At 74.2% G+C, this 12,897-nt stretch carries 12 protein-coding genes; 11 read left to right on the top strand and 1 reads right to left on the bottom strand.

The annotated features are described in order from the left end of the window. Nucleotides 1-43 precede the first annotated feature (43 nt). The 11 genes from BUE45_RS10335 to der all read left to right on the top strand — a co-directional run bounded on the left by BUE45_RS10335 (nucleotide 44) and on the right by der (nucleotide 11,203). Complete coding sequence (locus tag BUE45_RS10335; RefSeq protein WP_073378135.1) at nucleotides 44-700, top strand: NUDIX domain-containing protein; 657 nt, start codon at nucleotides 44-46, stop codon at nucleotides 698-700. After that, nucleotides 697-1,737, top strand: coding sequence for a tyrosine recombinase (locus BUE45_RS10330; protein ID WP_073378133.1), 1,041 nt, complete (start codon nucleotides 697-699; stop codon nucleotides 1,735-1,737). The genes BUE45_RS10335 and BUE45_RS10330 overlap by 4 nt, the downstream gene beginning before the upstream one ends. A 218-nt stretch (nucleotides 1,738-1,955) precedes the next feature. After that, nucleotides 1,956-2,915 carry a ParA family protein gene (locus BUE45_RS10325; RefSeq protein WP_073378131.1) on the top strand — a complete coding sequence of 320 codons (960 nt, stop codon included), beginning with the start codon at nucleotides 1,956-1,958 and terminating at the stop codon, nucleotides 2,913-2,915. Continuing rightward, entirely contained in the window at nucleotides 2,912-3,304 is a 393-nt protein-coding gene (locus tag BUE45_RS10320) for a hypothetical protein (RefSeq protein ID WP_073378129.1), read from the top strand. Before BUE45_RS10325 ends, BUE45_RS10320 begins: the two co-directional genes overlap by 4 nt. Nucleotides 3,305-3,418: 114 nt before the next feature. Then, entirely contained in the window at nucleotides 3,419-4,264 is an 846-nt protein-coding gene (locus BUE45_RS10315; RefSeq protein ID WP_073378127.1) for a segregation and condensation protein A, read from the top strand. Beyond that, nucleotides 4,261-4,836, top strand: coding sequence for an SMC-Scp complex subunit ScpB (gene scpB, locus BUE45_RS10310; protein WP_073378125.1), 576 nt, complete (start codon nucleotides 4,261-4,263; stop codon nucleotides 4,834-4,836). The genes BUE45_RS10315 and scpB overlap by 4 nt, the downstream gene beginning before the upstream one ends. Next, nucleotides 4,823-6,970 (top strand): pseudouridine synthase, encoded by a 2,148-nt coding sequence (locus BUE45_RS10305; protein WP_073378122.1) that lies wholly within the window; start codon nucleotides 4,823-4,825, stop codon nucleotides 6,968-6,970. The genes scpB and BUE45_RS10305 overlap by 14 nt, the downstream gene beginning before the upstream one ends. 112 nt (nucleotides 6,971-7,082) lie before the next feature. Continuing rightward, nucleotides 7,083-7,445: a chorismate mutase gene (gene aroH / locus BUE45_RS10300; RefSeq protein ID WP_073378120.1), complete on the top strand. Its 363-nt coding sequence runs from the start codon at nucleotides 7,083-7,085 to the stop codon at nucleotides 7,443-7,445. A gap of 155 nt (nucleotides 7,446-7,600) precedes the next feature. Further along, complete coding sequence (locus BUE45_RS10295) at nucleotides 7,601-8,722, top strand: prephenate dehydrogenase (RefSeq protein WP_073378117.1); 1,122 nt, start codon at nucleotides 7,601-7,603, stop codon at nucleotides 8,720-8,722. 87 nt (nucleotides 8,723-8,809) lie between these two features. After that, a complete protein-coding gene (gene cmk, locus BUE45_RS10290) occupies nucleotides 8,810-9,523 on the top strand; it encodes a (d)CMP kinase (protein WP_073378115.1) in 714 nt (237 codons plus the stop codon). Nucleotides 9,524-9,769: 246 nt separating this feature from the next. Next, complete coding sequence (gene der / locus BUE45_RS10285) at nucleotides 9,770-11,203, top strand: ribosome biogenesis GTPase Der (RefSeq protein WP_073378112.1); 1,434 nt, start codon at nucleotides 9,770-9,772, stop codon at nucleotides 11,201-11,203. A gap of 76 nt (nucleotides 11,204-11,279) precedes the next feature. Here der and BUE45_RS10280 read toward each other — a convergent pair whose 3' ends face one another. Then, on the bottom strand, nucleotides 11,280-12,698 hold the full coding sequence (locus BUE45_RS10280) for an MFS transporter (RefSeq protein WP_073378308.1): 1,419 nt from the start codon (nucleotides 12,696-12,698) through the stop codon (nucleotides 11,280-11,282). Between the last annotated feature and the right edge of the window lie 199 nt (nucleotides 12,699-12,897).

Genomic DNA, 12,897 nt, shown 5'->3' with positions numbered 1-12,897 from the left:
GCGCGGGGGCCGGGCGGGGCACGACTCTGAGAGGCGAGAGCACATGAGCCAGATCCGCCCGGCCGGAACCGAGGACCCGGGGACGGACGCGAAGGTCGCGGACGTCCCCGAGTCGTGGCCGGTGGAGCGGTCCGAGGACCGCTTCCGCAGCCACAGGGTGGGCATGCGCACCGACTGGCTGCAGATGCCCGGACCGGACGGCGCCCCCGCCACGGTGGCCCGCGACTACATGGTCCACCTGGGCGCCGCGGCCGCGCTGGCCCTGGACGGCGCCGGGCGGGTGCTGCTCCAGCGCCAGTACCGGCACGCCGCCCGCCACCTGCTGTGGGAGCTGCCCGCCGGGATCATCGACGGCGAGGGGGAGGGGCCTCTGGCCACCGCCCGCCGCGAGCTGGTGGAGGAGGCGGGGCTGCGCGCCGGCACCTGGCACGAGCTGGCCGACTTCTTCCCCAGCCCCGGGTTCTCCGACGAGCGCATCCACGTGTTCCTGGCGCGGGGGCTGTCGGAGGTGCCGGAGGAGGAGATCGACTTCGTGCGCCAGCACGAGGAGGCCGACCTGGTCTCGGAGTGGGTGCCGCTGGAGGACGCGGTGGGCCTGGTCCTGTCCGGGCGGCTGCACAACGGGGCGACGGTGATCGGCATCCTGGCCGCGCACGCCGCCTCGCGCGAGGGCTTCGCCGGGCTGCGCGAGGCCTCGTGAGCGGTGCCGGGCGGCCCCGCGGGGTGGAGCCCGCGTGCGCGGCGTTCCTGGACCACCTGAGCGCCGAGCGGGCCCTGGCCGACAACACGCTGGCCGCCTACCGGGCCGACCTGCGCCGCTACCGGGAGCACCTGGAGGCGCAGGGGGTGGACTCCCTGGACGGGGTCACCCCGGCCGTGGTGGGCGGGTTCGTGCGGGCCCTGCGCGAGGGCGGGGACGGGCGGGCGCCGCTGGCGGCGGCGTCGGCGGCGCGCACCCTGGCCGCCGTGCGCGGGCTGCACCGGTTCGCGGTGCGCGAGGGCCGGTCCGCCGCCGACCCGACCGTGGACCTGGCCCCGCCCGTCACCCCGATGCGGCTGCCCAAGGCGGTCCCGGTGGAGGCGGTCGAGCGCCTGCTGGCCGCGGCCGGCCCGGTGGAGGCGCCCGTCGCCGCCGGGGACCGGGCGGCCCTGCTGGCGCTGCGCGACCGGGCGCTGCTGGAGCTGCTGTACGGGACGGGGGCGCGCATCTCCGAGGCGGTCGGGGCGGACGTGGACGACGTGGCCGACGCCGTCGGCCTGGACGCCCCCGTCCCCGAGGACCACGTGGGCCTGGTGCGGATCACCGGAAAGGGCGGCAAGGAGCGGCTGGTGCCGGTGGGCTCGCACGCCCGGCGGGCGCTGGCCGCCTACCTGACCCGTGCGCGCCCGGTGCTGGCCCGCGCCGGGAGGGGCGGGGGCGGCCCGGCGCTGTTCCTCAACGCGCGCGGGGGCAGGCTCACCCGGCAGGGCGCCTGGGGCGTGCTGGCGGCCGTCGCCGACCGCGCCGGGGCGCGGGGGGTGTCGCCGCACACCCTGCGGCACTCGTTCGCCACCCACCTGCTCGACGGCGGCGCGGACATCCGGGTCGTGCAGGAACTCCTGGGGCACAGTTCGGTCACCACGACACAGGTCTACACACTTGTGACAGTCGACCGGCTCCGCGAGGTCTATGCGTCCAGTCACCCGCGCGCGCACCGCTCCGCGGTCGCCGACCTGCGGGAAAGCCCGGCGGAATAGGGGGTCGCGCGGCGGCCGGTTCCGGCGTTCGGTTTCCCCCGGGGGCGGGGACGTGGGATTCTACACTCGGGTTTCATTGAAGTGCGTCGTGTCGGCGTTCTAGAGTCGCCGCACAGAGGTACGTTGCTGTCGACATATTGAGTTTCCGACGGCCGCCAGGCTCCAGGGGCACGGCATCCCTTCGGGCCGTGGCCGGTCCGTAGGGGAGGTCCAGGGTTGTGAACTGGTCGGAGAACGACGCCGCCGCACACGGTGCGGCCGTCGGCGAGAGGGAAAGCGCCGACCCGGTGACCAACCCCTGGGGCACGACACGCAACACGGGGGCCGATCTGCACGCGTCAAGACCTGAGCGGACCTATCCGGTGCCAGAGCCCGTCGACGAACACGGCCCGGCACGGATTGTAGCACTCTGTAACCAGAAGGGCGGGGTCGGCAAGACCACCACCACCATCAACCTCGGCGCCGCCATCGCCGAGTACGGCAGACGGGTACTGCTGGTCGACTTCGACCCGCAGGGAGCCCTGTCCGTCGGCCTGGGCCGACTCGACCCGCGCGAGCTGGACCTGACCGTCTACAACCTGCTCATGCAGCGGGACGTGACGGTCGAGGACGTCCTGCTCAAGACGGACATCGACGGCCTGGACCTGATCCCGAGCAACATCGACCTGTCCGCCGCCGAGGTCCAGCTGGTCGGCGAGGTGGCCCGCGAGCAGATGCTCGGCCGGGCGCTGCGCCCGGTGATCGACGACTACGACGTCGTCCTCATCGACTGCCAGCCCTCGCTCGGCCTGCTCACCGTCAACGCGCTCACCGCGGCCGACGGTGTCATCGTGCCCCTGGAGTGCGAGTTCTTCGCGCTGCGCGGGGTGGCACTGCTCATGGACACCATCCAGAAGGTCCAGGAGCGGCTCAACGAGGACCTCGTCATCGACGGGTTCCTGGGCACGATGTACGACCCGCGCACGCTCCACGCGCGCGAGGTCCTGTCCACCATCATCGACGGCTTCGGCGACAAGGTGTACGGCACGGTCATCAACCGCACCGTGCGCTTCCCGGACGCCACGGTGGCGGGCGAGCCCATCACCCGGTTCGACTCGTCCTCGGCCGGTGCCAACGCCTATCGTGATCTGGCCAAGGAGGTGCTGGCGCGGTGGCCTCTCAGCGGTCACGGCGCGTGACCCTACCGGGGGCGGACGAGCTGTTCTTCCGCCCCAGCGGCACCGAGGTGGACGCGGTGCCCGACACGGAGACCGAACGCCAGTACACGGCACCGGAGCAGCGCAGGGGCCAGGCGCAGGCGCGCCCGGCGCGCGCCAAGGGCTCCACCAGGGTGGTCGACGCCGCGCCCAGGCCGAGCGGCCGACAGCGCCACGACGAGAAGATCACCGTTTATATCTCCGGGCCCGAACTGCTGGCCCTGGAGCAGACCCGGCTGTCGCTGCGCGCCGAGCACGGGCTGACCGCCGACCGGGGCCGCCTGGTCCGCGAGGCCGTCGCCGTCCTGCTCGCCGACTTCGACGAGAACGGGGCGGCCAGCATGCTGGTGCGGCGGCTGACCGAGGACTGAACGGCGTCCACCCGGTGTCGGAGGGGGTACCGGGGGGACGGGCGGGTGTCACCGGCCGGTTCGGGCCGGTGACACCCTTGTGCGTATGGGTTACGACGACGAGGGGCCGCGAGCATGACGGCCGGACCGGCTCCGGAGGGGGTCGCGCAGGAGGGCGAGAGCTCCTTCCAGGTGCACCTCGACAACTTCGAGGGCCCCTTCGACCTGCTGCTGGGCCTGATCGCCAAGCACAAGCTCGACATCACCGAGGTGTCGCTGTCGAAGGTCACCGACGAGTTCATCGCGCACATCCGCGCCCACGGTGAGGCCTGGGACCTGGACCAGGCCAGCAACTTCCTGCTGGTGGCGGCCACCCTGCTGGACCTCAAGGCCGCCCGGCTGCTGCCGCGCGGCGACGTCGAGGACGAGGAGGACCTGGCGCTGCTGGAGGCCCGCGACCTGCTGTTCGCGCGGCTGCTGCAGTACCGGGCGTACAAGGAGGTCGCCGCGTTCCTGCGCGACCGCCTCGCCTCCCAGGGCCGGCGCTACGCCCGTGCCGTGCCGCTGGAGGAGCGGTTCGAGGCGCTGCGCCCGGAGGTGCTGTTCAAGCTGGGCCCGCAGGAGTTCGCGGCGCTGGCCGGCCTGGTGTTCACCCCCCGGGAGCCGCCGAGCGTCCCGGTCACGCACATCCACCAGCCCAAGACCTCCGTCAAGGAGCAGGGCGAGCTGATGGCGGCGGTGCTGCGCGAGCGGGGGAGCATGACGTTCGCGGAGCTGGCGGCCGAGTGCGACGGTACCTTCGAGGTCATCGCGCGCTTCCTGGCCCTGCTGGAGCTGTACCGCGCCGCGAATGTGGGCTTCGACCAGCCCGAGCCGCTCGGTGAGCTGCTCGTCACCTGGACGGGCGGCGACGCGCGGGTCGAGGTCGAGAGCGAGTACGACGCCGATCCGGCGGACGGGGAGACGGGGGAGGACCAGTGACCGTGGAGGAGACCGCCGAGGTGCCGCCGACCCTGCGCCGCGACCTGGAGGCGGTGCTGATGGTCGTGGACCAGCCGGTGTCGGAGTACGAGCTGGCCAGGGCCATGGGCGTGCCGGTGACGGTGATCGCGGACGCCCTGGAGTCGCTGTCGCGGGAATACACGGACCAGGGCCGGGGTTTCGACCTGAGGGCGGTGGCCGACGGCTGGCGTGTGTACACGCGGCCGGAGTGCGCCGACATCGTGGAGCACTTCCTCAAGGAGGGGCAGGAGGTGCGGCTGACCCAGGCCGCACTGGAGACGATGGCGGTGGTGGCCTACCGCCAACCGGTCTCCCGGGGCAGGGTCTCCGCCGTCCGCGGTGTCAACTGTGACGGCGTCATGCGTACCCTCGTACTGAGGGGCCTGATCGAAGAGTCCGGACACGACCCGGAGTCCGGTGCCCTGCTGTATCGGACCACCTCCTATTTCCTGGAACGGCTCGGCCTGCGCAGCCTCGACGAGCTGCCGGATCTGGCACCGTTCCTGCCCGACGACATCGAAGGTCTAGACGACACCGGTGAGCACACCTAATGAGAGTTCCCGCGGTGCGCGGGACGACGCCCCGCGCGGTGAGCGCGGCGAACGCTACGACGACCGAGGCGGCCGAGGCCGCCGCGACGACAGGTCCCCCCGAGGCGGGGAGGACCGCGGCCCGCGCGGCCGCGACGACCGGGGCGGCCGCTCCTACGGCGGCTCCCGCGAGGGCGGGGAGCGCGGCGGTCACCGCGGTTCCCGTGACGGCGACTCCCGCGGCGGGCGCGACTTCCGCGGTTCCCAGGGCCGCTCCTTCGGAGGCGGCCGTGATACGCGTGAGGGCGGTGACCGCGGTGGTCACCGGGGTTCGCGTGATGACCGCGGCGGGCGTTCCTTCGGGGGCGACCGCGATTCCCGTGGTTCGGGCGGGCGTTCCTTCGGGGGTGCGCGCGATGACCGCCAGGGCGGGTACCGGGGCGGGCGCGACGGCGACGACCGCCGTTCGTTCGGTTCCCGTGACGGCGGCGACCGCGGTGGCTACCGGGGTTCGCGTGACGACCGCGGCGGGCGCTCCTTCGGGGGCGACCGCGACTCGCGCGGTTCGGGCGGGCGTTCCTTCGGGGGCCCGCGCGATGACCGCCAGGGCGGGTACCGGGGCGGGCGCGACGGCGACGACCGCCGCTCCTACGGCGACCGCGACTCGCGCGGCTCGGGCGGGCGCTCCTTCTCCGGTGCGCGCGACGACCGCGGTGGCTACCGGGGTTCGCGTGATGACCGCGGCGGGCGCTCCTTCGGGGGCGACCGCGACTCGCGCGGTTCGGGCGGGCGTTCCTTCGGGGGCCCGCGCGATGACCGCCAGGGCGGCTACCGCGGCGGGCGCGACGGCGACGACCGCCGTTCGTTCGGTTCCCGTGACGGCGGCGACCGCGGTGGCTACCGGGGTTCGCGTGACGACCGCGGCGGGCGTTCCTTCGGGGGCGACCGCGATTCCCGCGGTTCGGGCGGGCGCTCCTTCTCCGGTGCGCGCGACGACCGCGGTGGTCACCGGGGTTCGCGTGATGACCGCGGCGGGCGTTCCTTCGGGGGCGACCGCGACTCGCGCGGTCCCGGCGGGTACCGGGGCGGCTCCGACGAGCGCCGTTCCCACGGCGGTCCGGGCCAGGACCGGGGCGGGCGCTCCTTCTCCGGTGCGCGCGACGACCGCCAGGGCGGGTACCGGGGCGGGCGCGACGCCGACGAGCGCCGCCCCCACGACGACGGCGACACCCGGGCCACGCGTCCCAAGCGCCACAAGGTCGACCACTCCGGCGACCTGCCCGGCGGCCGCAAGGCGCCCCGGGGCGACATCAAGAGCGAGAACCAGCTCTCCAAGGCCGCCCGCGAGCGGCTCAACGCGCTGCGCTCGGAGTACGACCCCAAGGACGAGGACCGTCCCGCCGAGGACCGCGACAGCTACACCGACGTCGAGGGCGGCATCCGCCTGCAGAAGGCCCTCGCCGCCGCCGGCGTCGCCAGCCGCCGCGCCAGCGAGGAGATGATCGCCGCCGGACGCGTCAGCGTGGACGGCGAGACCGTGCGCCGCTTCGGCGCGCGGGTGGACCCGGAGAAGTCCGAGATCCGCGTCGACGGCATGCGCGTCGTCACGTCCCCGGACAAGCTCTACTTCGCGCTCAACAAGCCGCGCGGCGTCGTCAGCACCATGTGGGACCCCGAGGGCCGCCCGACCCTGGCCGACTACACCGGCCAGACCGAGGAGCGGATCTTCCACGTCGGCCGGCTGGACACCGAGACCGAGGGCCTCATCCTGCTGACCAACGACGGCGAGCTGTCCAACCGGCTCACCCACCCGCGGTACAAGGTCGTCAAGACCTACATCGCCAAGGTGCCCGGGCCGGTCCCGCACAGCGTCGTCAAGCAGCTGCGCGGGGGCGTGGAGCTGGAGGACGGCCCCGTCGAGGTCGACTCCTTCCGCGTGGTCGACAACGACGGCCCCAAGGCGCTGGTGGAGATCCGCCTGCACGAGGGCCGCAAGCACATCGTGCGCCGCCTCATGGAGGCCGTCGGCCACCCGGTGGCGGACCTCGCCCGCACCCAGGTCGGCCCGATCGACCTGAACGCCCTCAAACTGGGCACCATGCGGGCGCTGACCTCCCGCGAGGTCAGCGAGCTCTACAAGGCGGCGGGCCTGTAGGCGCCGGCTGGCTATACAGTTGACGGCGGTCGCGACCACGGGTCGCGGCCGCCGTTCCCGTCTCCCCGGCCGGGGACGGGCCGAGCGGAACGACGGACAAGGCGGGATCGACGTGGCGGTACGGGCCATTCGCGGAGCGGTGCAGGTCGACGCGGACGAACGCGACCAGGTGCTGGAGGCCACGGCCGAACTGGTCTCCGAGGTCATGCGGCGCAACGGGCTGGACCGGGACGACGTGATCAGCGTGCTCTTCACCGCCACCCCGGACCTGAACAGCGAGTTCCCGGCGCTGGCCGCCCGCGGGCTCGGGTTCGTCGACGTCCCGCTGATGTGCGCCGCCGAGATCGGGGTCCCGCACGCCCTGCCGCGCGTGGTGCGGCTGATGGCGCACGTGGAGACCGACCGCCCGCGCTCGGAGCTGAACCACGTGTACCTGCGCGGCGCGCAGGCGCTGCGCCTGGACATCGCCCAGTAGCCCCGCGCCGGCCGGCGGCCGGCGCGCACCCGCCGCGGCGGCAGGGCCCTGCGCCCTCCGCTCCCGGGTCCGGGTCCGCCGCGCGCGGACGGCGTCGCACACGCCCTAATCTGGGAGGACACGAAAAAGCGCACGCGGCGGGCAGGGGGAGCACGGTGGACGGTGGCGGGGACGCGGGGACGCACGGCGGGCGCCCGTCGGTGCGCCGGGTCGCGGTGCTGGGGGCCGGCCTGATCGGCACGTCGATCGCGCTGGCCCTGCGCTCGCGCGGTGTCGAGGTGCTGCTGTCCGACCCGGACCCGGCCTCCCTGCGGCTTGCCTGCGACCTGGGCGCGGGCACCCCGCTGGCGGACGCCGACGGCCGCCCCGCCGACGTCGCGGTGATCGCCGCCCCGCCCGCCGTGGTCCCGCGCGTGCTGCGCGAGTCCCAGGACCGGGGGCTGGCGCACGTGTACACGGACGCGGCCAGCGTGAAGGCGAGCGTGGTGGCGGCGGCCGAGGCCCTGGGCTGCGACCTGGCGACCTTCGTCCCCGGGCACCCGATGGGCGGACGGGAGAAGCGGGGGCCGGGCGCGGCCCGCGCCGACCTGTTCCTGGGCCGCTCCTGGGCGCTGTGCCCGACCGGCAAGGCCGACCCCGGCGCGGTGGAGCGGGTCGCCGAGGTGGCCCGCCTGTGCGGCGCCGACCCGCTGGTCATCGACGCCGCCGCGCACGACCGGGCGGTCGCGCTGGTCTCGCACGTGCCGCACGTGGCCTCCTCCGCGGTGGCGGCCCGGCTGGTCGGTGCGGGCGAGGACGCCCTGGCCCTGGCCGGGCAGGGTGTGCGCGACGTCACCCGGGTGGCGGGCGGCGACCCGTCGCTGTGGACGGAGATCCTCACCCACAACGCCGCCCCGGTCGCCGAGGCGCTGCGCGCGGTCGCCGCGGACCTGGCCCGGGCCGCCGACGCCCTGGCCGCCCGGCAGGCGCGCGCGGAGCCGGTGCGCGATTTGCTGGCCCGCGGCCGGGAGGGGCACGGCCGCATCCCCGGCAAGCACGGCGAGGCGACGCTGCCCGACTACACCGTCATCCCCGTGGTGATCCCCGACGAGCCGGGCAGCCTGGGGCGCCTGTTCGCCGCCGCGGCCGACGCCGGGGTCAACATCGAGGACGTGCGCATCGAGCACACCCCGGGGCTGCCGCTGGGCGTGGCCCAGCTGCACGTGCTGCCCGCCGGGGTGGACACGCTCGCCCGCGCGCTGGCCGCCGACGGCTGGTCGGTGCACCCGGGCGCCTGAGCGCCGCCCGCCGCGCACGTACTCCGGGGTACCGCGCACGGGTAGGCTGGGGCGTCGGCAGTACGCGAGTGGCAGAGGCAGGAACACGTGAGCGGGCAGGGCAGCACCGAGGGCATCGTCATCGCTATCGACGGCCCCTCCGGGTCGGGCAAGTCGAGCACCTCCAAGGGTGTGGCGAAGGCGCGCGGTCTGCGCTACCTCGACACCGGCGCCATGTACCGCGCGCTGACCTGGTGGATGCTCGACAACGGGGTGGACGTCGAGGACCCGGCCGCGGTGGCCGCAGCCGTGGACCGCCCGGTCATCACGATGGGCACCGACCCGGCCGCTCCGACGGTGTCCGTCGACGGCCGCGACGTGGCCGCCGAGATCCGCGGCCGGGAGGTCACCGCCAGCGTGAGCGCCGTCTCCGCGGTGCCGCGGGCCCGTGAGCTGCTGGTGGCCGCCCAGCGCGAGGCCATCGACGCCGCCCGGCGCGAGGGCCCGGGCATCGTGGTGGAGGGCCGCGACATCACCACCGTGGTCGCCCCCGACGCCCCGGTGAAGCTGTTCGTCACCGCCAGCGCCGAGGCCCGCGCCCAGCGCCGCAGCAAGGAGATCCGCACCGGCGACGTGGCCGCCACCCGGGCCGACCTGGAGCGCCGGGACCGGCTGGACTCCAGCCGCGCCCACTCGCCGCTGACGCTGACCTCCGGCACGGCCGAGCTGGACACCACCGGCCTGGACCTGGACGAGGTTGTGGCCCTGGTCGTCGACCTGGTCGACGAGGCCGCCCGGGCCGCCGCCACGGCCCGCGCCTGACACCGGGCGGCCGGGTCGGCCGCCCCTCCCCGGGTCCGCCCGCTCCGCCCCCGCGGGGTGGGACGGGTCACCGGGGGAACACGAGGACCCCCGCGGAGGTCGCCCTTCGCGGTACACGCGTGGACGCCGTCGGCGTTCCGCCCGGATCGGGCCGCCCCCGTCTCGCACGGGAGCGGCCGGTCCGTTTTCGCACTCCCCGCGGCACGCATCCTGGGCGCGCGGGGACTCAAGGACCGGGAGCAGTACATGAGTGAGGACTTCGAGACCGCCGACATCGGCGTGGAGGACGGCCCGGCCGTCCCCCTGCCGGTGGTGGCCGTGGTGGGCCGCCCCAACGTGGGCAAGTCCAGTCTCGTCAACCGCATCATCGGCCGCCGCGAGGCCGTGGTCGAGGACGTGCCGGGGGTGACGCGGGACCGGGTCGCCTACGACGCCGAGTGGCAGAGCACCCAGTTCACCCTGGTCGACACCGGCGGCTGGGAGACCAGCGTCAGCGGGCTGGCCGCGATGGTCGCCCGCCAGGCCGAGTACGCGGCGCAGACCGCCGACGTGATCCTGTTCGTGGTGGACGCCACCGTCGGCATCACCGACGCCGACGCCGCCGTCACCCGCGTGCTGCGCGCCACCAACCGCCCCGTGGTGCTGGCCGCCAACAAGGTGGACGGCAGCATGCAGGAGTCCGACGCGCTGGAGCTGTGGAACCTGGGCGTGGGCGAGCCCTACCCCATCAGCGCCCTGCACGGCCGCGGTACCGGCGACCTGCTGGACGCCGTGGTGGAGGCCTTCCCCGACGGCGACCGGGAGGTCCAGGAGCCCGAGGCCGAGGACGGCCCGCCGCGGGTGGCCCTGCTGGGCCGTCCCAACGTGGGCAAGTCGAGCCTGCTCAACCGGCTCGCCGGCGAGGACCGCGTGGTCGTGGACTCGGTGGCGGGCACGACCCGCGACGCCGTCGACGAGCTCATCGAGCTGGGCGGCAAGACCTGGAAGTTCATCGACACCGCCGGTATCCGCCGCCGGTTCCGGGCTCTTCAGGGCGCCGACTACTACGCCACCATGCGCACCGGCACCGCCCTGGAGCGGGCCGAGGTCGCCGTGGTCCTGATGGACGTCAGCGAGCCGCTGGCCGAGCAGGACATCCGGGTGGTCGAGCAGGTGCTGGAGGCCGGGCGCGGCCTGGTGCTGGCGTTCAACAAGTGGGACGTGCTGGAGGAGGACCGCCGGATCTACCTGGAGAAGGAGATCGACCGCCAGCTGGCGCGGGTCGCCTGGGCGCCCCGGGTGAACATCTCCGCCAGGACCGGCCGCCACATGGAGAAGCTGGTCCCGGCGGTGGAGACGAGCCTGGCGGGCTGGTCGCAGCGCATCCCGACGGGGCAGCTGAACAACTGGCTCAAGGAGCTGGTGGCGGCGACGCCGCCGCCGGTGCGCGGCGGCAAGCAGCCCAAGATCCTGTTCGCGACGCAGGCGGGGGCCAAGCCCCCGCAGTTCGTGCTGTTCACCACCGGGTTCCTGGAGGACAACTACCGGCGGTTCATCGAGCGGCGCCTGCGCGAGGACTTCGGATTCGAGGGCTCGCCGATCCACATCAGCATGCGGATCCGGGAGAAGAAGGGCGGGACCGTGGGCAGGGCGTCCAAGGGCAGCGTCCGCCCGGACCGCCAGCGCCGGCGCCGTTCCTGACGGCCGGTCCGCGACGGTGTGACCGGGGGCGCCTCCCCGCCGGGGAGGCGCCCCTCGCGTGCGCCCGGAGCCCGGCTCAGGAGTCGGAGGGCAGGCGGCGCACGTTGCTGGGGGGCACGAAGCGGCCGTCCCCGTCGCCGGTGCGCGGGTAGGGCAGGCGGGTGCCGCCCGGGGCGGGTTCGGGCACGGGGATGGCGGGCGCGCCCGGCAGCGGACGCCCGGCGCTCTCCTTCATCCGCCACACCACGAACAGCCCGACGACGCCGGCGCCCATCACCAGCCAGGCGGGCGAGTACGCGTTCCCGGTGGACTGCACGAGCGTCTCGGCCAGCAGCGGGGTGGTGCCGCCGAACAGCGCCACCGAGATGTTGAAGCTGATCGCCAGCGCCCCGTAGCGGACGCTGGTCGGGAAGAACGCCGGGAGCGCCGCCGGGGCGCCGCCGGAGAAGTGCACCAGGGTGACCGCCAGCACCATGATCCCCAGGGCCACCCCGACCGTGTTCCCGGACTGGAGCAGCCAGAAGGCGGGCAGGGTCAGCACGATGGAGAACAGGCTGCCCGAGAGCAGCACGGGCCTGCGCCCCACCCGGTCGCTGAGCGTGCCGAACCCGGTGACGGCGGCCAGCATGAGCACCATCGCGCCCAGGGTGAGCACCAGGGCCATGGTGGGGCTGTAGCCCAGCACGGCCTCCAGGTAGGTGGGCATGTACGCGGTCACCATGTAGTTGTTGACGTTGAACACGAGCACCAGGCCCACGCACAGGAGCATGTTGCGCCACTGGCCGACGACGGTCTCGCGCAGCTGCCCCTTGCGGTGGTGGCCCTCGGAGTCCTTGGCGAACCCCTGGGTGTTCTCGTTGAACACGGGCGTCTCGTCGAGCTTGATCCGCAGGTAGAGGCCGACGGCGCCGAGCGGCAGGGCGAGCAGGAACGGGATCCGCCAGCCCCAGGCGAGCATGGCGTCCGAGCCCACCAGCAGGGTCATGGCGGTGACGAGCGCGGCGCCGCCGACGTACCCGCTGACGGTGCCGAACTCCAGCCAGGAGGCGAGGAAGCCGCGGCGCCGGTCGGGGGCGTACTCGGCGATGAAGGTGGTGGCGCCGCCGTACTCGCCGCCGGTGGAGAACCCCTGGAGCATGCGGGCGACGAGCAGCAGGATCGGCGCGGCGATGCCGATGGAGGCGGCCGAGGGGATGAGGCCGATGCAGAAGGTGCTGGCCGCCATGAGCAGCATGGTGAAGGCCAGGACGTGCTTGCGGCCGATGCGGTCGCCCAGGGGGCCGAAGAACATGCCGCCCAGCGGCCGGACCAGGAAGGCCGCGGCGAACGTGGTGAAGGTGGCGATGAGCTGGACGCCCTGGGACTGCGACGGGTAGAACACCAGGCCGATGGTGACGGCGAGGTAGCTGTAGACGCCGAAGTCGTACCACTCGGTGGCGTTGCCGATGGCGGCGGCGGTGACGGCCTTGCGGGTGGCGCGGTGCTCGGTGGCCAGCTCCTGCGCCTTCCCCCCGGGCGTTTCGCCCGGTTCCCCCTGCGGTGCGCCACCCGGCGGATTCTCGGGCCGCCCCCCGGACCGGTTCTCGCTCACGTGCCCCCCTCGGTGAAATCACTCAAAGTAACACGATAGCGACCTTATGTTATAAGTCCTGGATTGTGGGGGTGTGCCGTCCGTGTCGCGGGGCGCACCCGTG

The sequence above is a fragment of the Nocardiopsis flavescens genome, assembly GCF_900141985.1.
Lineage (GTDB): Bacteria > Actinomycetota > Actinomycetes > Streptosporangiales > Streptosporangiaceae > Nocardiopsis > Nocardiopsis flavescens.
Note: the sequence above shows the minus strand (reverse complement) of the source record. Positions and strands in the feature narration are given on the sequence as shown.